The 21,666-nt window shown below is 59.9% G+C and carries 19 protein-coding genes; 11 read left to right on the top strand and 8 right to left on the bottom strand.

Annotated elements, in window-relative coordinates; genetic code table 11:
- Positions 1–61: 61 nt before the first annotated feature.
- On the top strand, positions 62–1,531 hold the full coding sequence (locus H6B15_RS06540; RefSeq protein ID WP_204647194.1) for a glycoside hydrolase family 32 protein: 1,470 nt from the start codon (positions 62–64) through the stop codon (positions 1,529–1,531).
- Between the two features lie 192 nt (positions 1,532–1,723).
- On the top strand, positions 1,724–2,056 hold the full coding sequence (locus H6B15_RS06535; protein ID WP_204647193.1) for a winged helix-turn-helix transcriptional regulator: 333 nt from the start codon (positions 1,724–1,726) through the stop codon (positions 2,054–2,056).
- A 96-nt stretch (positions 2,057–2,152) separates the two neighbouring features.
- Here H6B15_RS06535 and H6B15_RS06530 read toward each other — a convergent pair whose 3' ends face one another.
- Positions 2,153–2,725 carry a flavin reductase family protein gene (locus tag H6B15_RS06530; protein WP_204647192.1) on the bottom strand — a complete coding sequence of 191 codons (573 nt, stop codon included), beginning with the start codon at positions 2,723–2,725 and terminating at the stop codon, positions 2,153–2,155.
- A gap of 308 nt (positions 2,726–3,033) precedes the next feature.
- Here H6B15_RS06530 and H6B15_RS06525 point away from each other — a divergent pair, with 308 nt between their 5' ends.
- The 6 genes from H6B15_RS06525 (at position 3,034) to msrB (ending at position 11,062) form a co-directional block, all read left to right on the top strand.
- Complete coding sequence (locus H6B15_RS06525) at positions 3,034–6,642, top strand: ABC transporter ATP-binding protein/permease (RefSeq protein WP_204647191.1); 3,609 nt, start codon at positions 3,034–3,036, stop codon at positions 6,640–6,642.
- A gap of 89 nt (positions 6,643–6,731) precedes the next feature.
- A complete protein-coding gene (locus H6B15_RS06520; RefSeq protein ID WP_204647190.1) occupies positions 6,732–7,349 on the top strand; it encodes a glycerol-3-phosphate acyltransferase in 618 nt (205 codons plus the stop codon).
- Positions 7,337–8,461: an MGDG synthase family glycosyltransferase gene (locus tag H6B15_RS06515; RefSeq protein WP_204647189.1), complete on the top strand. Its 1,125-nt coding sequence runs from the start codon at positions 7,337–7,339 to the stop codon at positions 8,459–8,461. The genes H6B15_RS06520 and H6B15_RS06515 overlap by 13 nt, the downstream gene beginning before the upstream one ends.
- Positions 8,462–8,839: 378 nt before the next feature.
- Entirely contained in the window at positions 8,840–9,235 is a 396-nt protein-coding gene (locus H6B15_RS06510; protein ID WP_204647188.1) for a Fur family transcriptional regulator, read from the top strand.
- A 25-nt stretch (positions 9,236–9,260) separates the two neighbouring features.
- Positions 9,261–9,827, top strand: coding sequence for a 6-pyruvoyl trahydropterin synthase family protein (locus tag H6B15_RS06505; RefSeq protein ID WP_204647187.1), 567 nt, complete (start codon positions 9,261–9,263; stop codon positions 9,825–9,827).
- A 260-nt stretch (positions 9,828–10,087) separates the two neighbouring features.
- Positions 10,088–11,062 carry a peptide-methionine (R)-S-oxide reductase MsrB gene (msrB, locus tag H6B15_RS06500; RefSeq protein WP_430661833.1) on the top strand — a complete coding sequence of 325 codons (975 nt, stop codon included), beginning with the start codon at positions 10,088–10,090 and terminating at the stop codon, positions 11,060–11,062.
- A 117-nt stretch (positions 11,063–11,179) separates the two neighbouring features.
- On the opposite strand, the gene H6B15_RS06495 is transcribed toward msrB, so the two are convergent.
- The 6 genes from H6B15_RS06495 to H6B15_RS06470 all read right to left on the bottom strand — a co-directional run bounded on the left by H6B15_RS06495 (position 11,180) and on the right by H6B15_RS06470 (position 17,611).
- Entirely contained in the window at positions 11,180–12,112 is a 933-nt protein-coding gene (locus tag H6B15_RS06495; protein ID WP_204647185.1) for an ABC transporter ATP-binding protein, read from the bottom strand.
- Between the two features lies 1 nt (position 12,113).
- Positions 12,114–13,217, bottom strand: coding sequence for an ABC transporter ATP-binding protein (locus tag H6B15_RS06490; RefSeq protein ID WP_204647184.1), 1,104 nt, complete (start codon positions 13,215–13,217; stop codon positions 12,114–12,116).
- A 13-nt stretch (positions 13,218–13,230) separates the two neighbouring features.
- Positions 13,231–14,331 carry an ABC transporter permease gene (locus H6B15_RS06485; RefSeq protein ID WP_204647183.1) on the bottom strand — a complete coding sequence of 367 codons (1,101 nt, stop codon included), beginning with the start codon at positions 14,329–14,331 and terminating at the stop codon, positions 13,231–13,233.
- Position 14,332: 1 nt separating this feature from the next.
- Positions 14,333–15,268: an ABC transporter permease subunit gene (locus H6B15_RS06480; protein WP_204647182.1), complete on the bottom strand. Its 936-nt coding sequence runs from the start codon at positions 15,266–15,268 to the stop codon at positions 14,333–14,335.
- A gap of 124 nt (positions 15,269–15,392) precedes the next feature.
- Positions 15,393–17,093, bottom strand: a complete 1,701-nt coding sequence (locus H6B15_RS06475; protein WP_204647181.1) for a peptide ABC transporter substrate-binding protein — start codon at positions 17,091–17,093, stop codon at positions 15,393–15,395.
- Positions 17,094–17,254: 161 nt separating this feature from the next.
- A complete protein-coding gene (locus H6B15_RS06470; protein ID WP_204647180.1) occupies positions 17,255–17,611 on the bottom strand; it encodes a hypothetical protein in 357 nt (118 codons plus the stop codon).
- Positions 17,612–17,638: 27 nt separating this feature from the next.
- On the opposite strand from H6B15_RS06470, the gene H6B15_RS06465 reads away from it, so the two are divergent.
- From H6B15_RS06465 to H6B15_RS06455, 3 genes are all read left to right on the top strand, one after another.
- On the top strand, positions 17,639–18,331 hold the full coding sequence (locus H6B15_RS06465) for a DUF6198 family protein (protein ID WP_204647179.1): 693 nt from the start codon (positions 17,639–17,641) through the stop codon (positions 18,329–18,331).
- Positions 18,332–18,601: 270 nt separating this feature from the next.
- A complete protein-coding gene (locus H6B15_RS06460; protein ID WP_204647178.1) occupies positions 18,602–19,363 on the top strand; it encodes an N-acyl homoserine lactonase family protein in 762 nt (253 codons plus the stop codon).
- A 46-nt stretch (positions 19,364–19,409) separates the two neighbouring features.
- Positions 19,410–20,018, top strand: a complete 609-nt coding sequence (locus H6B15_RS06455) for a DUF1349 domain-containing protein (RefSeq protein WP_204647177.1) — start codon at positions 19,410–19,412, stop codon at positions 20,016–20,018.
- An 88-nt stretch (positions 20,019–20,106) separates the two neighbouring features.
- Here the strand turns inward: H6B15_RS06455 and H6B15_RS06450 are convergent, their stop codons facing one another.
- A complete protein-coding gene (locus tag H6B15_RS06450) occupies positions 20,107–21,600 on the bottom strand; it encodes a DUF1846 domain-containing protein (protein ID WP_204647176.1) in 1,494 nt (497 codons plus the stop codon).
- Between the last annotated feature and the right edge of the window lie 66 nt (positions 21,601–21,666).

Here is a 21,666-nt window from a genome sequence, read left to right as displayed (position 1 = left end):
GGCCTTTGGCGGCAGAACACCATCACACCATTAAAGAGAGGACTTCCCCATGCCGCGCAATATGAGTAAACTGGAAGCCGCCCGCAAATTCGAGCGGGAGGAAGCTGCCAAGATTCCGGCAAGCGAACGCCTGAACTTTCACCTGACGCCGCTTGTGGGCTGGATGAACGATCCCAACGGATTCTGCTACTATAACGGCCAGTATCATCTGTTTTACCAGTATCATCCGTATAATACCGTCTGGGGCCCCATGCACTGGGGCCATGCCGTGACCGACGATCTTTTGCACTGGGAATACCAGCCCTGTGCCCTGGCGCCGGACATGGCCGCCGACGCTGCCGGGTGTTTTTCCGGCAGTGCGGTGCCCCTGCCGGACGGTCGTCTGCTGCTGCTGTATACCGGTGTGCAGCCCGCCACCACCGACCACAAGGAGCGTCAGGCCCAGTGTGTGGCCGTGGGCGACGGCCGGGACTTTGTCAAGGACGAAGCCAACCCGGTGATCACGGCGGATATGCTGCCGGAAGGGTACAGCGAGGTGGATTTCCGGGACCCCAAGATCTGGTACGAGGACGGCGTGTACTACTGCGTGGTTTCCAACCGCCATCAAACGGAGCAGGGAACCATCCTGCTGTTCCGCAGCGCCGATGCCCACAGCTGGCAGTTCGTGAGCGTGATCGATTGCAACCATGACGAGTACGGCAAAATGTGGGAATGCCCGGACTTCTTCGCTCTGGACGGGGTGCAGGTGCTGCTGGTCAGCCCCCAGGAGATGCGCGCCACCGAGGACAGCGAGTTCCATGCCGGTGAAGGCACCGTGGCCCTGCTGGGGTATTATGACCCCGCCACCCATGCCTTTGCCCGCCACAAGGTGCAGGCCATTGACTACGGCCTGGATTTCTACGCCCCCCAGACCACCCTTTCCCCCGACGGCCGCCGCATCATGGTGGCCTGGATGCAGAGCTGGGCCACCGCCAACCATGATCCGTCCCACCGGTCCTGGTTCGGCCGCATGACCCTGCCCCGGGAACTGTCGGTAAAGGATGGGCGGCTGTACCAGCAGCCGGTGCGGGAGCTGCAAAGCCTGTGGCGCGACACCGCCATTCTGCGGAATGTGAAGGTGAAAGAGCCTGTGGCGCTGCCCGGCATCGAAGGCCGCAGCCTGGACCTGACCGTGGTGCTGGATGTGGCTGCAAGCCCCGACTGCCGTCGTTTCACCCTGCGCTTTGCAGCGGACAATGTTCTGTACAACGAGATCCGCTGCGATGTGGACCGGGGCGAGCTGGCCTTTGACCGCAGCCACGGGGGCAGCCGGCGGGACGTGCCCCATACCCGGCACATCAAAGCCGCCCCCAAAGACGGCAAGCTGACCCTGCGCCTGGTGCTGGACAAGGACTGCGCCGAACTCTTCGTCAACGATGGCGAAAGGGCCCTGTCCGCCATTCTGGATACACCTCTGCCGGCAGGCAGGATCTCCTTTGCCGCGGACGGTGGGCCCGCCTGCCTGGATGTGATCCAGCATCACCTGGGCTGATCCACTGATTTTTGTCCTTGTGTTTCCTTCCATCCCATACAGTGTCGGGCCCGCCGCATCTGCGCACAAAGCAGGGCGGCGGGCCCGGCGCGCTCGGGAAACAAAATTGACTTTGGCCGCCGGGACGACTATAATCAGTAGCAGAGAGTGCTTGTGCGGAAGTCTTGTGCAGGCCGGAAGGGGAGGGCAGGAATGAGCAAACGCTGTATTGCCGACGAATGTCTGGGGACAACGGGATTCAGCTACACCCTTTCCCTGATCAACGGAAAATACAAGATGACCGTACTGTACACCCTGATGGAATTCGGGGTGGTGCGGTTCAACGAGATGAAAAAGTATATCGGCAGCATCTCCTACAAAACCCTCAGCGCCACCCTGAAAGAACTGGAAGCCGATCAGCTGGTCCACCGGGAGGAATACCCCCAGATTCCCCCAAAAGTGGAATACAGCCTGACCGAACGGGGTAAGTCCCTGATTCCCATTCTGGACGGTATGTGCGAATGGGGCGACAAAAACCGCCTGTGAGAGAAGAAAAACCAAAAACCGCCGTGACAGGGCCAAAGCCCCCGCCGCGGCGGTTTTTGGTTGTGCAAGGTCGCAACCCCCTGCGCAAACTCTTTCTTACGGTTTCATCAGACCGGCACCGCTGTGCCAGGCCTGCCCGATCTTGTCCCCTACGGCGTAGTAGCCGTTGCGCATCTGGTCAAAGGCGAAGGCCTGCAGCTTGCCGGCATCGATCTTTCCGGTCTCGTCCAGCACCTTCTCGTCAGCCATCACGTTGAGGATCCGGCCCAGCACCCGCAGACCGTAGGGCTGGTCCTGCATCTCCACCACCTCACATTCCAGGGTCAGGGGATACTCGGTGATCACGGGCGCATCCACCCTCTGGCTTCTGACGGCGTGCAGGCCGGTGCGGGCAAACTTGTCCGCCATCTTGTTGGCGCTGGCAATGCCAAGAAAATCCGACGCCGCCAGGGTTTCAGTGCCGGGCACCGCCAGGGTGAAGGCCTTGCGGGCTTTCAGGTTGGCCACCGTCTTGTGTTCGGCTTCCAGGTTCAGCGCCACCATGTCTTCGGCGCAGATGCCGCCCCACGCCATCATCATCACATCCACCGTATCGTCCTCGTTGTAGGTGCCGATCATATAGGTGGGCATGGGGAACAGATAGGGCTTGGCCCCGAAATCTTTGGTCATAGTCGGTACACTCCTCTCGTTTTGCCGGATGATTTTTCAAAATCCATACCACCATCATAGCAAAGGCACAAGGAAAAACAAGTACGCACATTCCGGTGCGATACTATCCCGCAGGTAAGCGGCTTACCGCCGGGTAATGGGAGCAAAAACCCCGGGAGCCTTCGCCTTTTCCCGTGTTGACAAGGGGGCTTGCCGATGGTATTCTATCCATAATGTAATTATTTCAATTACAACGATGTTTCGATTATTCTTATGCGGAAACCGTGCCGGTTTCCGCCCGCATAGACAGGTACACGGAGACAAAATCAATGCTTCAGATCAAAGACATTTGCAAGGAATACAAGACAGGCAACTTCGTGCAGAAGGCCCTGGACCATGTATCCCTCAATCTGCGTTCCAACGAATTTGTGGCCATCCTGGGCCCCAGCGGTTCGGGCAAGACCACCTTATTGAACATCATCGGCGGACTGGACCGCTATGACTCCGGCGACCTGATCATCAACGGCATCTCCACCAAAAAGTACAAGGACCGGGACTGGGATTCCTATCGCAACCACACCATCGGGTTTGTGTTCCAGAGCTACAACCTCATTCCCCACCAGACGGTGTTGGCCAACGTGGAGCTGGCCCTGACCATCTCCGGCGTGGGCAAGGCGGAACGCCGCCAGCGGGCCATCAAGGCGTTGCAGGAGGTGGGCCTTGGCGAACAGCTGCACAAAAAGCCCAACCAGATGTCCGGCGGGCAGATGCAGCGGGTGGCCATCGCCCGCGCCCTGGTGAACAACCCCGACATCCTGCTGGCCGACGAACCCACCGGCGCGCTGGACAGCGCCACCAGCGTGCAGGTCATGGATCTGCTGAAAGAGGTGGCCAAGGACCGTCTGGTGGTCATGGTGTCCCACAACCCGGAACTGGCCAAGCAGTACGCCACCCGCATCGTCAACCTGCGGGACGGCCAGATCCGCTCCGACTCCGACCCCTATGAGCCGGAGGAGGAACTGCCCGAAGCGGTGCACAAGAACATGGGCAAGTCGTCCATGTCGCTGCTGACGGCCCTTTCCCTGAGCTTCAACAACCTGAAAACCAAAAAGGCCCGCACCATCCTCACCTCCTTTGCCGGGTCCATCGGCATCATCGGCATTGCGCTGATCCTGTCCCTCTCCACCGGCGTGAACCAGTATATCCAGGACGTGGAACGGGAAACCCTGTCCGAATATCCCCTGCAGATTCAGAGCGCCGGGTTTGACCTTTCCTCGCTGCTCAGCGAACCCACCGGCAGTTCCGACCACGGGGAAGGAGAGGTGGGCATCCTGGACATGGTGACCAGCATGTTCTCCACTATGAATTCCAACGACCTGAAATCCCTGAAGACCTGGCTGGACAGCGGTACCAGCGGCATCGAGCAATACACCAGCGCGGTGGAGTATTCCTACGACATCATGCCCCAGGTGTATCTGCAAAAGCCGGACGGGGTGCGGCAGGTCAACCCGGACAGCTCCTTTGCGGCTATGGGGCTGGGCTCTTCGGTGAGTTCCAGCAGCATGATGTCCTCCATGATGGGCACCGATGTCTTTTACGAGATGCCCGACGACCAGGCCCTGTACCGCACCCAGTACGAGGTGAAGGCGGGCCGCTGGCCGGAAAATTACAACGAGTGCGTGCTGGTGCTGACCTCCAGCGGCAGCATGAGCGACTTTATGTTGTACACCCTGGGTCTGCGGGATTCAAAGGAACTGGACGACATGGTGCAGGAGTTCGTCAATGAGGAAGACGTGGTCACGCCCCAGAATATGGGCACCTACACCTACGACGACATTCTGGGTGTCACCTTCAAGCTGGTCAGCAGCCCGGACTATTACGAATATGACAGCGAATACGGCATCTGGCGTGACAAGCGGGACGACGATGCCTACATGCAGAAACTGGTGGCCAACGGCGAGGACCTGACCGTGGTGGGCATTGTCCAGCCCACCGAGGACGGCGGCCTGCTCATGCAGTCGGGCATTGCCTACCTGCCCTCCCTGACTCGCCACGTGGCCGAGGAGGCCGCCCAGAGCCAGATCGTGCAGGACCAGCTGGCCGACCCCCACACCAACGTCTTTACGGGCGAACCCTTCGGGGAGGAAAAAGGGGAGAGCGGCTTTGATATGGAGTCCCTTGTCAGCGTGGACGAGGACGCCTTGAAAGAGATGTTCTCCTTTGATGAGAGCGACCTCACCGACGGTCTGTCCGGCGCCTTTGATATGGGCAGCATGGACATGGGCAGTATGGACATGAGCGGCATCGATATGGGATCGGTGGACCTGTCCGGCATGATCGACCCGGGCAGCCTGCAGATGAACCTTCCGGAATTCCCCCAGATGAACATGGCCGATCTGCTCAAGGGGGTCAAGTTCAACGTTTCCCAGGAATCCGTCACCAACCTGGTCACCGGGCTGGTGAGCGGCTGGAATGACTACATGGCCGCCCATCCCGAAGCGGATTATACCGGGCTGGGAGACAGCTTCCTCACCTTCCTGAAGAGCGAGGAGGGCTGCGGCATCCTGCAGCAGAACCTGCAGGCAATTCTGGATGCCAACGGCATCACCGCCCCCACCCAGGACCAGGTCAAGGACCTGCTCAACCAGGTGCTGGCCGGATTCTTGACCTACTGCGAACAGAACCACCCCGAAATCTTTGATTCCACCCTGTCCCAGGAGGAGATGCTGGCCCTGCTGCAATCCTACCTGGCCGAATACCTGGCCACCCCCGACGCCCAGGCCATCATCACCCAGTGGTTGAACGCCACCTTCCCCACGGCGTCGGAATGGACCATCACCCAGGAACAGCTGGAAAAGCTGGCCAACGACCTGGCCGAGGGGTACCAGGCCTACACCGTGGCCCAGGGCCTGCCCGACCCGTCCAAGATGGGCGCCTATTTCGCCGACTACATGTCCACCGACCAGGCCCAGACCCTGCTCACCGGCAGCATCGCCTCCATGGTGGATGCCTCCGGCCTGCAGCAGCAGCTGGCCTCCACCATGACCGGCTATATGCAGACCCTGATGGGCTCGGTGGCCGATTCCCTGAGCAGTTCCATCCAGACCGCCATGGCCTCGGTGATGGAACAGGTGATGCAGCAGATTGCCGACAACATGCAATCCGCCATGGAAGGGGTGGTGGAAAAGCTGGGCGAAAACCTGGCCAACGCCTTCCAGTTTGACCCGGAGGATTTCGCCGCCGCCTTCTCCATGAATATGGATGCGGAGGATCTTTCGGAACTGTTCCAGTCCATGAGCTTCACCCAGGGGGCCACCTACGAAAGCAACCTCAGTTCCCTGGATTTCGTGGACTTTGCCGACCCCAGCACCATCAGCATCTACCCCCTGGACTTTGAAAGCAAGGAGCAGGTGACTGCCCTGCTCAGCGACTACAACAGCCGCATGGAGGCCGAAGGCAAAGACGAACAGGTCATCACCTACACTGACACGGTGGGCACCCTCATGTCCTCGGTGACCGATATCATCGACATCATCAGCTATGTGCTCATCGCCTTCGTGGCCATCTCCCTGGTGGTCTCCTCCATCATGATCGGTGTCATCACCTATATCAGCGTGTTGGAACGCAAGAAGGAAATCGGCATCCTGCGCGCCATCGGTGCATCCAAGCAGAACATCTCCCAGGTGTTCAACGCCGAAACCTTCATCATCGGCCTGGCGGCGGGGCTCATCGGCATCGGCCTGACCCTGATCATCCTGGTGCCGGGCAACGCCCTGATCCACCACCTGGCCAACTCCAACGATGTGAACGCCGTTCTGCCGGTGGGCGGTGCGGTGATCCTGATTGCCCTGAGCGTGCTGCTGACCCTGCTGGGCGGCCTGATTCCTGCCAAAAAGGCAGCCAAGAGCGACCCCGTGACGGCGCTGCGCACCGAGTGATCTTTGCACAACCCAAGCCAAAGGCTGAGCCCGAGTCTTTGGCTGTTCTGTTTTTGTACCCGGAAGAAAAAAAGAGAAGTGACCTGCTTATGAAACATGATTTGGATATGCTGCTCTTTCCCCTGGTGGGATACCTGTCGGGCAGTGTGCTGTATGCCCAGCTGTTTGTGCGGCTGTTTACGGGGCAGAACCTGACACAGATCAGCGACGACCACAACCCCGGCACCGCCAACGCCTTCCAGTACGGCGGATTCCTCTGCGGGGTGCTCACCCTGGTGTGTGAACTGCTCAAGGGGTTCGTGCCCGTCCATCTGTTTATGGAAGGCCCCCCGCGGGACCCCTACATCTGCGCCCTGGTCCTGGCCGCCCCGGTGATCGGGCACACCTTTTCGGTGTTTTCCCACTTCCACGGGGGCAAGGGCATTGCGGTCACCTTCGGGTGCCTGCTGGGGCTTCTGCCCCTGTGGCAGCCCTTTGCCGTGCTGGCCGCCTTCTTTCTGCTGTTTTCGGTGGTGCTTCGCATCTCCCCCCATTATTACCGCACCCTGGCGGCGTATATCGCCTCGCTGGTGGGCATGATCTTTGTGGTGGACCGCCCCGAAATCCGCAGCGGATTCTGTTTCATGTCCATTGCGGTGCTGTGGCGGATGCTGACCAGCAAGGAGAAAAAAGAACAGATGGAGGTAAAGCCCCTATGGAAACACTGATTCTGTCCTGCGGCACCGGCGGAGGCCACAATTCCGCCGCCCGCGCCATCCTGGAAGAGGTGCAGCGCCGGGGTGACAAGGCGGTGCTGCTCAACCCTTACACCCTGTACAGCATCAAGCTGGCCCAGACCATCGATACGTCCTACATTTCCATGGTGCAGAAGCGGCCCCGGCTGTTCGGCGCCATGTACCGGGCGGGACAGCTTTACCGCAGCCTGCCGGTGCGCTCGCCGGTGTACCATGTGAACCGCTGGATGGTGCCCATCATGGAAGAGTACCTGCGGCAGAACCATTTTGATATCGTCATCACCACCCATCTGTACCCGGCGGAGATCATGACCAACCTGCAGGACCGGGGAGCGGCCGTTCCCAAAACCATTTTTGTCTCCACCGACTACGTTTGCATCCCCTTCACCGAGGAAACCGAGTGCGATGCCTACGTGATTCCGGCCAAGGACCTGGCGCCGGACTATGTGCGGCGGGGCATCCCGGCGGAAAAACTGTACCCCTTGGGCATCCCCACCAAAGCCGCCTTTGCCGGCGGGGAGACCAAGGCGGAGGCCCGCCGCCGTCTGCACCTGGACCAGGACAAGCGGTATGCGCTGGTGGCCGGGGGCAGTATGGGCGGCGGTACCATCCGGCAGACCATCCGCGCGCTGATGGAAACCCTTTCGGGCAGCCCCGACACGGTCCTGATCCTGGTGTGCGGCAACAACCGGAACTTGTACGAGGAGCTCGCTCCCCACGCACGGGACAACATCCTGGTGGTGGGCCACACCGACGATATGGCCGGGTATCTGCGGGCATCGGACCTCTTTGTCACCAAGCCCGGCGGCCTTTCCTCCACCGAAGCCGCCGTCTGCGGCATTCCCATCCTGCACACGGCGGGCATTCCCGGCTGCGAAACCTACAACGCGGACTATTTTTCCGCCCATGGCATGAGTGTGGCCTGCCAGGATCCCCAGGAAGCGGCGGCCCGGGCGGCGGCCCTGCTGGCCGACCCGGAACAGTGTGCGGAGATGGTGCGCCGCCAGCGCGAGCGGTTTGACGGCGGCGCCGCAGGGCGCATCTGTGATTTTGCCCGGCAGATGGTGACCGGGGCCGAACGGTAAGTGAATATCTCCCCGACAGGCAGCGGAAGTTTTCGCTGCCTGTTTTTTTGCGCTTCCGGTCGGACAAGGACAAAATAAGTACGACTTTTTTCACCGCGACAAAAGGGTCGCACCCGGCGGAGGGAACTTTACCCGGCAACGGGGCGTATCATGGCGGGGGATACGGGCAGAAGTCCCGCATGAACCGCGGGCCGCCTGTGTTTTTTCAGGAGGGCGTCTCTGTTGGTAAAACGCCGGGCATACAGGGAAAAATAAGTGAGAAAAACTCGCTGAAACGAAAAAGAAGACCTTTTTTGCCCACTGCGTGCCTCTGCCTTGACAAAACGGTTTTCCCTCTGTATATTGGAATTAGAATGATTCTAAATTTGGTGATACAGTATGAGATATGCCGACAAAATTCTGGAAATCATCTCTTCTTCCCACAGCCACATGACGGCGGAACAGATCTTCTTCGCACTCAAGCAGAGCTGCCCCTCCGTTGTGCTGGCCACGGTGTACAACAATCTGAACACCCTGTACGCCCAGGAGAAAATCCGCAAGATCAGTGTGGCAGGCTACCCCGACCGCTACGACAAAAACACACGGCACGACCATCTGGTCTGTCGGCGGTGCGGGGCGCTGCTGGATATTCACCTGTCTGACCTGACAAGGGAGCTGGAGCGCCAGACCGGTTTTGCCATCGAAGGGTATGACCTGAAAATCCGGTGTCTGTGTCCCCAGTGCCGCGCCAAGGAGCAGGCGGCTGATGAAGCATACGAGTCTCAGGACTTGTAAATATTCATAACGGGAGGTTTTTACCATGAGAAGCATCACGAAATTGGACCTGCAATACGCCCACCGTTTTTACGGCTTCAAGGGCGAAGCCCAGTATCTCCACGGGCATACCGGCGTTCTGACCATCGAGGTGGAGGACACCGTCGAACCGGGAGTGAACATGGTGTTCCCCTGCAACGAAATCCAGAAAACCGCCTGGTCCTTGCTGCAGAACTTTGACCATGCCCTGATCCTGCGGGAAGACGATCCTCTTCTGCCCGCCATCCTGAAGGTGTACGAAGAGCAGGGCATCCGCAACGGTGCCCCCCAGAACAAGATGAAAGGACCTGCCTTCAAGACCGAGCTGGCCACCGCCTATCCCGACTGCCGTCTGGTGGTCACCAAGGAGACCCTGACGGTGGAAGGCATGATCAAGATTGTCTATGACCTGCTCAAAGACAAGCTGAACATTGCCAAGATCACCTTCACCAGCGGTGTGAACGCCGCTTCCGCCGAGTTCGAGACCCACAACAAGATCGAACGCTGCCCGCTGTGCGGCATCGCCCTGAACGAGAACGGCGTCTGCCCCAAGTGCGGCTACAAGAAGGGATAACCTTCCCGCGGTGACCACAGTCTTACGCGCCCCGCTGTGATTGCCGGAACATAGCAACCACCCTGCGCCGGATTCCACCCACGCGTACCCGGCGCAGGGTGATTCCCGGCAGGGGCAGGAGGTACATCATGCACTCCAAAATTCTATCGGGTCTGCTCGCCTGCGCGCTGCTGCTCAGCGGATGCGCCCCGGCTGCCGCAGGCAGCCCCGCCGAGCCTGCCCGGCAAACCGGGCAGACCGAAGCCCTGCCTCAGGAGGTAATGACGGATATGGAAACCACCGAAAATGTGATCTATCTGGCCGGCGGCTGTTTCTGGGGCATCGAATACCTGATGCAGTCCATTCCCGGGGTGATCGACGCCCAAAGCGGGTATGCCAATGGCACCGGCCCCCAGGACGCCGACTACCGCACGGTGTGTACCGGTCAAACCGGTTTCCGGGAGACGGTGCGGGTGGAATATGACCCGGACAAAGTCAGCCTGGATGCGCTGTTGCTGGCGTATTTTTACGTCATCGACCCCACGGTGGAAAACCGCCAGGGCAACGACCGGGGTACCCAGTACCAGACCGGCGTCTACTGCACCAACGACAAGGCCAAAGAGACGGTGGAGCGCATCGCCGCCATCGAGCGAGGCCGCAGCGAAAACTTTGCGGTGGAGATCGGTCCGCTGGTCAACTTCTACCCGGCGGAGGAATACCACCAGGATTATCTGGAAAAGAACCCCGGTGGCTACTGCCACATTCCCCGGGACGAGATCGCCCTTTTCTCCCAGCTGCGCATCGACCCTGGCGACTACCAAAAACCGGCGGCGGAGACCATCCGGGACAAGCTCACCGACGAACAGTACCGGGTGACCCAGCAAAGCGGCACCGAACGTCCCTTCTTCAACGAGTTCTGGGACAAGTTCGAAAAAGGCATCTATGTGGATGTGGTCACCGGGGAACCGTTGTTCTCCTCCACCGACAAGTTCGAGAGTGGCTGCGGCTGGCCCGCCTTCACCAAGCCCATCGAGGCCCCGGCGGTGGTGGAACTTTCGGACGACAGCTACGGCATGCACCGCACCGAGGTGCGCAGCCGGGCGGGGGATTCCCACCTGGGCCACGTGTTCACCGACGATCCCGAATCCCCCAACAGGGTGCGCTACTGCATCAACAGCGCTTCCCTGCGGTTTGTTCCCTACGCAAAGATGGAGGCGGAAGGCTACGGCTATCTGCTGCCCCTGTTTGAGGAATGACCCCTTCCCCCAAAAAATCCATCCCAAAGGAAAAGGCGCTCCGGCCGAATGGCCGGGGCGCCTTTTCTGAGGATAGTAAAACCCGAAAAATGGGAGAATGGCGAGACGGGCAGCCTGTCAGCGGCACCAGCGGGCAAATTCCTCGTCGGTGCACTTGACGTAGTGGGTGCCGGACACCAGATGGTCAGTGCCCTTGGTGTAGTCGATGCCGGAACTGGCGTAGTCGTAGGTTTCGGCGGTACGGCGCTTTTCCACCACCGGGTTGGGCAGGGGAATGGCCGAAAGCAGGCTGCGGGTATAGGGGTGAATGGGATTTTCAAAAATCTCCTCGGTGGTGCCGGTCTCCAGCAGATGCCCCAGGTGCAGCACACCGATGCGGTCGCTGATGTACTTGACCATGGAAAGGTCATGGGCGATGAAGAGATACGCCGTGCCGGTCTCGGCCTGGATATCCTTCATCAGGTTGACCACCTGGGCCTGGATGGACACATCCAGGGCGGAGATGCACTCGTCGGCAATGATCAGCTTGGGGTCCATGATCAGTGCCCGGGCGATGCCTACGCGCTGGCGCTGGCCGCCGGAAAACTGGTGGGGATAGCGCTCGGCGTGTTCCGGGGCCAGACCCACCTTGGCCAGGATCTTTTCCACCTTGTCCCGGCGTTCCTCCCGGGAATGGTACATGTGGTGGATATCAAGCCCTTCGGCAATGATGTCCTCCACCTTCTTGCGGGGGTTCAGGCTGGCCATGGGGTCCTGGAAGATCATCTGCATCTGGGTGCGCAGACGGCTGTTGGTGGCTTTGTCCAGCCGACCGCTGATGTCCTGACCGTCGAAGGTGATCTGCCCGGCGGTGGGGTCGTACAGCCGGATGACGCTGCGCCCGATGGTGGATTTGCCGGAGCCGGATTCACCCACCAGACCGTAGGTCTCGCCGGGGCGGATGGTAAAGCTCACATCGTCCACCGCCTTGACGGTGAAGCTGCGGTTGATGCGGAAATATTGCTTGAGGCCCTTCACTTCCAGCAGGGGAGATTGTTCCTTGGTTGCCATCTCACACCACCTCCTTGGCCGCAACCTTGCGGGCTTCTTCTTTCATCCGCTCCACCCGGGCGCGCAGCTCGGGGGGCATATCCACCTTGGGGGCCCGGGGGTCCAGCAGCCAGGTGGCCGCATAGTGGGTGTCGGTGACCTTGAACATGGGCGGGTCAATCTCCTCGTCAATGTTCAAAGCAAACCGGTTGCGGGCTGCAAAGGCGTCGCCGGGCTTCTCATGCAGCAGGTTGGGCGGGGAACCGGGGATGGTGTACAGCCGTTCGTCCGCCGTGTCCAGGTCGGGCATGGCCGAAAGCAGGCCCCAGGTGTAGGGGTGGCGGGGGTCGTAGAAGATCTCGTCGATGGTGCCGGTCTCCACGATCTTGCCGGCGTACATCACGTCCACATAGTCGGCCACCTTGGCCACCACGCCCAGGTCATGGGTGATGTAGATGACCGAGATGCCCCGCTCCTTCTGGATGCGGCGGATCAGTTCCAGGATCTTGGCCTGGATGGTTACGTCCAGGGCGGTGGTGGGTTCGTCGCAGATCAGAAGGTCGGGGTCGCAGGCCAGGGCGATGGCAATGACCACCCGCTGGCGCATGCCGCCGGACAGCTGGTGGGGATAGTTCTTCATCCGCTTTTCGGCGTCGGTGATGCCCACCTCCTCCAGCAGGGTGATGGCCCGCTGCCAGGCTTCCTTCTTGTTCATCTTGAAGTGCCACAGCATCCCTTCCATGATCTGCTTGCCGATGGGCATGGTGGGGTCCAGGCTGGTCATGGGGTCCTGGAACACCATGGCAATGCGCTTGCCGTTGATGTGGCGGCGGATCCACTTCTTGTCCTTTTTCAGGATGTCCACCGTTTCGGGGGAGCCGTCGGCGTGGTGGTAGGAAAACTCGATGGAGCCGGCGTTGATGGTGGCGTTGTGGGCCAGAATGCCCATGGCCGCCTTCATGGTCACCGACTTACCGGAACCGGATTCCCCCACCAGGGCGACGGTCTCGCCGCGGTACAGGTCGATGTTTACGCCGCGGATGGCGTGGACCGGACCGGCGGTTGTCTTGAAGGTGATGTCCAGGTCGCGCACTGCCAGCACCCGTTCTTTTTGTTGTTCTGCCATTGTGCGTGCCTCCTTACATGCTCTTCATCTTGGGGTCCAGGGCTTCCCGCAGGCCGTCCGCCACCAGGTTGAAGCTGAGCATCAGCAGCACCATCACCGCAATGGGCGGGATGATCTGGTAGGGATGGGTGGTGAAGCTGTTGTACAGTTCGTTGATCAGCGAACCCAGGGAGCACTGGGGCACCGGGATGCCCAGGCCCACAAAGCTCAGGAACGCCTCGGTGAAGATGGCGGTGGGAATGCTGAACATGACCTGGGTGATGATGGGGCCGATGATGTTGGGCAGCACTTCCCGGAAGATGATGAAGAAGCTGCCCGCACCCAGGGTGCGGGAGGCCAGTACGAACTCCTGCGCCTTGAGCTTGAGCATCTCGGCGCGGGCGATGCGGCTCATGCCCACCCATTCGGTGAGCATCAGGGCAAAGACAATGGTCAGGATGCCAGGCTGCAAAACCAACAGCAGCAGGGTGCAGATGACCAGACGGGGAATGCCGTTGGCAATCTCCAGAAACCGCTGCATGAGCATATCCACCTTGCCCCCGAAATAGCCGGAGATCAGCCCGTAAGACATGCCGATGACCATGTCGATGACGGCGGCGGCCACGGCGATGATCAGGCTGACCCGCGCGCCTTCCCAGGTGCGGGTCCAGATATCGCGGCCGAAATTGTCCGAGCCAAACCAGTAATACACATCGTCCAGGCCCTTTTCCTCATATTGGTTGGTGGTCCGGGTACCGGTGGTGGTGGCGATGGTCTCGCTGCCGTCAAAGATGCCCAGGTCCTCGATGACGGGGATACGGGGGGCCAGGTTCTTCTGGCTCAGTTCCTGGCCGGAGTAGGTGTATTCGTTCATGCTGGGGCCCAGAATGGCCATCAGGGTGATGACCACGATCATAATGAGCCCGAACACCGCGCTCTTCTTGCGGAAAAAGCGGATGCGCACATCCTTCCAGAAACTCTGGGAGGCAAAGTTGGTGTCGATCTGGATGTCGTCGGCGTTCGCTTTCAGCTGGAAATCCTTCTCGGTGAAGGTATGGTCCGGAAAGGCGGCGTTCACGGCGGCGACGTCGTGGAGTGTGTCGATTTTCACACGGGCGGCGGCTGCTTGTGCCATATCAGTTCCCCTCCTTCGAAAGACGAATGCGCGGATCGATGACACCGTACAGGATGTCCACGACCAGCATGATGCCGATATACATGGCGCTGTAGATAAAGCTCAGGCTGATGACCACGTTGTAGTCATTGGACTGGATGGCGTTGACCAGCAGGCTGCCTACGCCGGGAATGGCAAAGATCTTTTCCACCACCAGGGAACCGGTCATCAGGTCCACGATCAGGGGGGCCAGCACGGTGATGATGGGGATCAGGGCGTTGCGCAAAGCGTGGCGAAAGATCAGTGCCGGGCCGGAAATGCCCTTGCTTTCGGCCAGCAGCATGTAATCGCTGTCCAGCACTTCCAGCATCTCGCTGCGGGTGAACCGGGCGATGGATGCCATGGTGAACATGGAAAGGGAGATGCTGGGCAGCACGCTGGACCCGGTGATGTCGTTCACCGTGAACAGCATGGGAAACCACTGCAGCCGGAACCCGAAGGCGTAGGACAGCCCCAGGGCAAAGACGTAGGACGGCACCGAAACACCGATGACCGAAATGATGGTGGCCAGGGTATCCCAGATGGTATCCCGCTTGAGGGCGGCGATGATGCCCAGGACCAGGCCCACCACGGCGCCCAGCAGCACAGCCATGCCGCCGATCTGGATGGAGATGGGCAGGCGGGTCTGGATCAGCTGGCTGATGGGGGTATTCTTGGAGATGTTGTAGCTCACACCCAGGTCACCCCGCAGCATACCGCCCACATACTTGAAGAACTGCACGATGACCGGCTGGTCCAGCCCGTACTTGGCATACAGGGCGGCGCGCATGTCGTCGGTGAGTTTTTCGTCGTTGAAGGGCGAGCCGGGCATCAGTTTCATCAGGATGAAGAGCACCAGCAGGATGGCCAGCAGGGTAAACAGCGAAGTCAGGATGCGCTTGAGGATGTATTTCTTCACGGCGGGAGATTCCTCCTTCTGCAACCAGGGAAGAGGGGCGCTGCGCACAACAGCGCGGTTCCCTGTCAATCAAAAAAGCCGCGCAGCGTGCGGCAAGGCCACTGCGCGGTCAGTTTGCGGGTTATCAGCCGGCTTTCACGGCGTTCTTGTACACACGGTTGAGGGCCACGGGGTGGAACTCAATGCCGGTGACGTTGGGGTTGATCATCTCGGCGTTGCACTGTGTGTACAGCGGGAAGATGACGGCCTCATCCAGAACGATCTTTTCGGCGTCGTACATGGCGCTCCAGCGGCCTTCGGGATCGGTGCACAGATCACCGGTGCTGCAGGATTCGATGATGGCGTCGTAGTCGGCGTTGGACCACAGACCGTAGTTGTTGGAGTTACCGGTGGTCCACATGCTCAGGTAGGTCATGGGATCGGCGTAGTCGGGGCCCCAGCGGGTCAGACCCAGCTCAAAGTTGCCGTTCTGCATGTCTTCCACGCGCTGCTTCTTGGGTTCGATCACCAGATTGATGGTCATGCCGGGCAGGGTGGTTTCCAGCTGTTCCTTCACGACCTGGGCAACCTTCTGGGGCGCATCGTCGGAGTCAACCACCATGTCGAACTCAAAGGTATCCACGCCCAGTTCCTGCTTGGCGGCCTCGTAGTAGCTCAGGGCCTTGTCGGGGTCATAGGCGCAGACGTCGGAATACTTGGTCTGGTCGGCGCTGAAGTCGCTGCCGTCCGGGCCGGTGGCAAACTGGGGCGGCACGGCGGTGAAGGTGGCGGTGCTGCCGTCCTTCAGAACGTCGCTGCAGATGGATTCACGATCCAGAGCGAAGGTCATGGCCAGACGCAGGTTTTCGTTGGCCAGTTCGGGCACGCTGCCCATGTTGGGGCTGATGTACCACAGGTAACCGGCGCCGCGGCTGTCGAAGGAGGGGTCATCCTTGACCTGGTCGACCTGTTCGCCGTTGACCAAGGTGATGTCCAGCGCGCCGGTCTGGTAGCTCATCAGGGCCTGCTGGCTGTCCTGGATGACCTGGTAGTTCAGGCCGGACAGCTGGACCTTGTCGGCGTCATAGTAGCTTTCGTTCTTTTCCAGGGTAAAAGCGGTGGCGGCGGGTTCATAGCTGGTCAGGGTGAAGGCGCCGTTGGACAGGACGGTCTCGGGGCTGGTGCCGAAGGTGTCGGCGCAGCTCTCATAGAATTCCTGGTTCACCGGATAGAAGGTGGGGAAGTACATCAGGCTCAGGAAGTAGCTGACAGGCACGTTCAGCTGGACCTGCAGGGTCTTGTCGTCCACGGCGGTGACGCCCAGTTCGGAAACGTCCTTGGTACCGGCGATGATGTCGGCGGCGTTGACCACCTGGCCGATGTCGCTGAGCATGTAGGAGTATTCGGAAGCGGTGGCCGGGTCAACGGCGCGCTGCCAGCCAAAGACAAAGTCGTTGGCGGTGACGGGGTCGCCGTTGGACCAGGTGGCATCGTCCCGGATATGGAAGGTGTAGGTCTTGCCGTCCTCGCTGACCTCATAGCTCTCGGCGCAGGCGGGCACGGCGGCGCCGTCGGCATCCATCTGCATCAGGCCGTCGGTGAAATCGGCAATGACCTCAAAGGAGGTGCCGTCGGTGGCAACCTGCGGGTCCAGAGACTGCACGGGGGTCTCCAGCATGACGTTCAGAGCCGAGGACGAAGCGGTTGTGCTTGCCTCGGTGGAAGCGGCCTCAGCGGTGCCGGTGGAGCCGGCCGCACTGCTGCTGCCGGAAGCGCCGCAGCCGGTGGCGGTGACCGCCATCGCGGCCGCCATGGCAAAAGCCAGCACGGATTTTGCGTTTTTCATCTGTCTTACCATTCCTCTCACATTCCCATCCCGTCGGCCAACCCAGGCGCGGCAAAAATGAGAATAAATTAAAAAAGTACAAAGGTGTACAGGAAATATCCCGTACACCTTTGTACTACGCCAGTTATTATAGCCCCCTCGCCGCCAAAAGAAAAGACCTTTTACCGCATTTGGGGCCTCTTTTGCCTTTTTTCTGTGGATTGTACAAAAATGGTTAAAAATACACGGTCGAAATTCGCCAGTTTTTCCACAGATTGATCAAAATGTGTATTCCATGTAAATACATAAAAGCCGAAAAAATCTGACCTTTTCAAAAATATGTATTTCGTATAAGGACAATGCTTTTGCTTTCCGGCCGGCAGACGCCCGGTGGCACCTGTATCTTTATACGGATTATGCGGAGAAAACCCAAGCCGCTGCCGGGCAGACCAAGGGCCGGGGCATTGACTTCCCCATTGACTTCCCATAAAAAAGGGTGTAACAATAAAAAACGGTTCCATCTGCAAATAGATGGACATCATCAACAAAATTTGGGGGCTTGTTTTGTGGATAACAACAGTTATTCAAACCATCTGCCGCTGATCCGCGGCGAACTGGCATTGGGCATTGCGGTCATCATCAATTCCTTCGGCGTGGTGCTCATGCTCTATTCCGGGGCAGGCATTTCCGCCATTTCCAGCGTACCCTACGCCTTCTCGGAGGTGCTGCCCTTCCTGAGCCTGGGCACCTGGACCTACCTGTTCCAGGCGGCGCTGGTCTTCAGCCTGATGGTGCTGCGCCGCAAGTTTGTGGTGTCCTACCTGTTCAGCTTTGTGGTGGGGTTCTTCTTCGGCGAGCTGCTGGATGTACATGAACTGTGGATCGACGTTCTGCCCGAGAACCTGCCCTGCCAGGTACTCTACTTTGTGGTGAGCTATCTGCTCATCTGCATCGGCATCGCCCTGTCCAACCGCTGCGGTCTGCCCATCATCCCCACCGACCTCTTCCCCCGGGAACTGTCCCAGATCACCGGCATCGGCTATCCCAAGATCAAGATTTCCTTCGATGCCATCTGCCTGGTGGTCACCGCGGGCATGACCTTCTTCTTCCTGGGCCACGTGATGGGCCTGGGCATCGGCACCGTGCTGGCGGCCCTGACCATGGGCAAGACCATCGGCATCATCGGCAGCTGGATGGACAAGCACTTCACCTTTGCTACCGGCCTGCATCTGCACAAGGCGGGTCAGGGAGCGCATTAAACCAATCAAAAAGGGCGGTATGACGAAAGCCATACCGTCCCTTTTTGTGCGCCACCTTTCTGCTCGCCGGAAGAGGAAAGACGGGCCCGCCACCAGGGCAGCCAATCCTCCCGATTCCGACTCCGGCGGAAGACGCCTCCTCCCGCAATTTTTGGGGGAAAGGCGTATGCGCACAACGCTTTGTCAGTAGGCGGTAAGGGCGCCGCAGGCCGTTGCGTTTTCGCGGGTGGGGGTATATCATAGAAAGCAAGGAACAAAGGAGGCTTTTCCATGAAAATCCATCCCCTTGCGCTGGGTACCCTGCACATGACCGAAGAAATGCTCTACGGACAGGGCGGTTCACCGGACAAGGTGATCGACGCCCCCACTTGGGCGGTGCTCATCGAGACGGAAAACGCCCTGGTGCTGGTGGACTGCGGCTGTCAGCAGCAGCCCCAGGTGGACCCGGCGGCGGAACACATCTATTCCTTCCGGCCGGAGGAGCTGCTCACAGCCCAGCTGGCCCGCTTCGGCCATACGCCGGAGGATGTGACCCATCTGGTCCTGACCCATTCCCATGTGGATCATGCGGGCAACACCTTCCTGTTCAAAAAGGCCGGTATCTACATCGATGCCGCCGAATATGCGGGGGCCTTGCAGGACAAGGCGGCCTATCTGGCAGGGCAGCGCCCCGGCGCGCCTTTGCAGCATCTGACCCGCTGGGACGACAGCCTGCATTTCCGCCCGGTGGAAGCGCCCCGGACCCAGCTGCTGCCCGGCATCACCCTGGTGCGGTTCCCCCGGGGCCATGCCTACGGATTTCTGGCGGTGGTGATCAGCGGCAAACCGGGAAACCTGATTCTTGCCTCCGACCTGGCCTACACCCCCGATGCCATGACCAAGCGTCCGCCCACCCTGGTCACCGACCCGGCGGGCTACCTGCGGGGCATCGACCTGCTGCGGGACCTGGCCGAGGAATTCCCCGGCGAAATCTGGTACGGCCATTGCCCGGAACAGTTCGCTGCCATCCGGGATACAACGCTGGAATACTGAAACGGATATCCGCCCATCACAAAAAAGCCCAGGAGGTATTTGCCCTATGTTTGAACCATCCCTGCTCCGCTGGACCCGGGAACCGGCCCGCTGCACCATCGACCCGCAGAAAATCACCATCACCACCCAGCCCCACACCGATCTGTGGCAGCGCACCTACTACCATTTCCGCAACGACACCGCCCCGGTGCTGCAGATGGAAACGGAGGAAAAATTCTTTTCCTTTGTGGTGAAGACCGACTTTGACAGCCACCATCGGTTTGACCAGTGCGGCGTGGTGGTGTATCTGGACAGCGAAAACTGGCTGAAAGCTTCCATCGAGTACGAGAACGAACGGTTCCAGCATCTGGGCAGCGTGGTGACCAACCACGGCTGGTCGGACTGGGCCACCACCGAGATCGATGCCGGCATCCGCTCCATGTGGTACCGGCTCAGCCGGCGGGAGGATGATTTCTGCCTGGAATGCTCCGAAGATGGGGTGACCTTCCGCCAGATGCGCATCTGCCATCTGCTGGAAGGCGGCGGGACCATCCGTTTTGGCGTGTATGCCTGCAGCCCGGAGGATTCCTCCTTCACCGCTACCTTCACCCGGATGGATCTGACCGAATGTCAGTGGAAAGCCCACGACGGCCAGGCACCCGACGCCGACCTGTGACCGCAAAGGCACTCTGCCCCTGTACATAATAAAAAGAAAAAGCAGCCGATCCGACAGGATCGGCTGCTTTTGTATGTCACAGTCTGCCTTACTTTTTGTGGTATTTCCGGTCTTCCTCCTCGTACAGCGGGGCGCAGGTCAGGTACATGCCCAGCTTGTTCAGAGTGTCCGAGTCCACGCTGGACAAGATGACGGTGGAATGCATGTCACAGCCTTTGAGCTGGGGCAGCTGTCTGAGAGCCGCCGCCGCATACGCATTCTCCGCGATGGAGCTGGACAGGGCAATGAGGATTTCGTCGGTGTGCAGGCGGGGATTCTTGTTGCCCAGGTAGGTGGTCTTGAGCATCTGGATGGGTTCGATGGCCCGGGCAGACACCAGGTCGATCTCCTGGCCGATGCCCGCCAGATGTTTCAGGGCGTTGATCAGGGCCGAGGACGCCGCCCCCAGCAGCGGGCCGGTCTTGCCGGTGACGATGGTGCCGTCCGTCAGTTCGATGGCGGCGGCGGGCAGACCGCCGGTGCTTTCGGACCGGGCCCGGGCTGCCTGTTCCACCGCCCGGGTACCCGGGGTGATGCCCGCCTGGTTCAGCAGCAGTTCCAGCTTGAACCGCTCATCCTCCTTGACGTTGGCCCCGGTTTTCTGCTGGCACAGGCACTTGAGGTACCGGCGCTGGATCTCCTTGAGGGAAGCCTGGCGGCAGACCTCGTCATCCACAATGCAGTTGCCCGCCATGTTCACCCCCATATCGGTGGGGGACTGGTAGGGGCTCTTGCCGGCAATGAGCTCAAAGATGGCGTGTACCACCGGAAAGATCTCGATATCCCGGTTGTAGTTCACCGCCGTTTCGCCGTAGGCTTCCAGGTGGAAGGGGTCGATCATGTTCACATCGTTCAGATCGGCGGTGGCGGCCTCGTAGGCCAGGTTCACGGGGTGTTTCAGCGGCAGGTTCCAGACCGGGAAGGTCTCGAACTTGGCATAGCCGGCCTTGATTCCGCGCTTGTATTCATGGTACAGCTGGGACAGGCACACCGCCATCTTGCCGCTGCCCGGTCCGGGGGCGGTGATCACCACCAGGGGGCGCTCGGTCTCGATGTACTCGTTCTTGCCGTACCCTTCATCGCTGACGATGCGGGCCACCTCGTTGGGGTAGCCGGCAATCTTGTAATGGCGGAAGGTGCGGATGCCCAGACCGTTCAGACGGCGCTCAAAGGCTTCCACCTCGGGGTTGGCGGTGTACATGGTCACGCAGACGCTGCCCACAAACAGCCCCACGCCCTGGAAGGCGTCGATCAGACGCAGCACGTCCATGTCGTAGGTGATGCCGTAATCCCCGCGCATCTTGTTGCTGATGATGTCTTCGGCGCTGATGACAACAACGATCTCGGCCTGGTCTTTCAGCTGCAGCAGCATCTGCAGCTTGGAGTCCGGCTGAAAGCCCGGCAATACCCGGGAAGCGTGGTAGTCGTCGAACAGCTTGCCGCCGAACTCCAGATAGAGCTTGTTGTCAAACTGGGCGATTCGTTCCCGGATGTGTTCGGACTGCATGGAAAGATATTTGTTGTTGTCAAACCCGATCTTCATTTCGAATCCCTTTCTTGTTCCTGACTTCGGCCGCCCCGCACAACCGGGCGGAAATACACCATACCA

Origin of the sequence: Gemmiger formicilis, assembly GCF_016900095.1 — a bacterium.
Taxonomy (GTDB): Bacteria; Bacillota; Clostridia; order Oscillospirales; family Ruminococcaceae; genus Gemmiger; species Gemmiger formicilis_A.
This window is presented reverse-complemented; position numbering and strand designations above follow the sequence as displayed.

What these genes read in the sequence shown, in the direction of transcription:
- H6B15_RS06505 (WP_204647187.1), top strand. Translation starts at nt 9,261, where the DNA reads ATGAGAAGCATCACGAAATTGGACCTGCAATACGCCCACCGTTTTTAC.
- H6B15_RS06485 (WP_204647183.1), bottom strand. Translation starts at nt 14,331, where the DNA reads ATGGCACAAGCAGCCGCCGCCCGTGTGAAAATCGACACACTCCACGAC.
- H6B15_RS06490 (WP_204647184.1), bottom strand. Translation starts at nt 13,217, where the DNA reads ATGGCAGAACAACAAAAAGAACGGGTGCTGGCAGTGCGCGACCTGGAC.
- H6B15_RS06510 (WP_204647188.1), top strand. Translation starts at nt 8,840, where the DNA reads ATGAGATATGCCGACAAAATTCTGGAAATCATCTCTTCTTCCCACAGC.
- H6B15_RS06475 (WP_204647181.1), bottom strand. Translation starts at nt 17,093, where the DNA reads ATGAAAAACGCAAAATCCGTGCTGGCTTTTGCCATGGCGGCCGCGATG.
- H6B15_RS06495 (WP_204647185.1), bottom strand. Translation starts at nt 12,112, where the DNA reads ATGGCAACCAAGGAACAATCTCCCCTGCTGGAAGTGAAGGGCCTCAAG.
- H6B15_RS06535 (WP_204647193.1), top strand. Translation starts at nt 1,724, where the DNA reads ATGAGCAAACGCTGTATTGCCGACGAATGTCTGGGGACAACGGGATTC.
- H6B15_RS06530 (WP_204647192.1), bottom strand. Translation starts at nt 2,725, where the DNA reads ATGACCAAAGATTTCGGGGCCAAGCCCTATCTGTTCCCCATGCCCACC.
- H6B15_RS06525 (WP_204647191.1), top strand. Translation starts at nt 3,034, where the DNA reads ATGCTTCAGATCAAAGACATTTGCAAGGAATACAAGACAGGCAACTTC.
- H6B15_RS06460 (WP_204647178.1), top strand. Translation starts at nt 18,602, where the DNA reads ATGAAAATCCATCCCCTTGCGCTGGGTACCCTGCACATGACCGAAGAA.
- H6B15_RS06455 (WP_204647177.1), top strand. Translation starts at nt 19,410, where the DNA reads ATGTTTGAACCATCCCTGCTCCGCTGGACCCGGGAACCGGCCCGCTGC.
- H6B15_RS06450 (WP_204647176.1), bottom strand. Translation starts at nt 21,600, where the DNA reads ATGAAGATCGGGTTTGACAACAACAAATATCTTTCCATGCAGTCCGAA.
- H6B15_RS06515 (WP_204647189.1), top strand. Translation starts at nt 7,337, where the DNA reads ATGGAAACACTGATTCTGTCCTGCGGCACCGGCGGAGGCCACAATTCC.
- H6B15_RS06540 (WP_204647194.1), top strand. Translation starts at nt 62, where the DNA reads ATGAGTAAACTGGAAGCCGCCCGCAAATTCGAGCGGGAGGAAGCTGCC.
- H6B15_RS06520 (WP_204647190.1), top strand. Translation starts at nt 6,732, where the DNA reads ATGAAACATGATTTGGATATGCTGCTCTTTCCCCTGGTGGGATACCTG.
- msrB (WP_430661833.1), top strand. Translation starts at nt 10,088, where the DNA reads ATGACGGATATGGAAACCACCGAAAATGTGATCTATCTGGCCGGCGGC.
- H6B15_RS06470 (WP_204647180.1), bottom strand. Translation starts at nt 17,611, where the DNA reads ATGTCCATCTATTTGCAGATGGAACCGTTTTTTATTGTTACACCCTTT.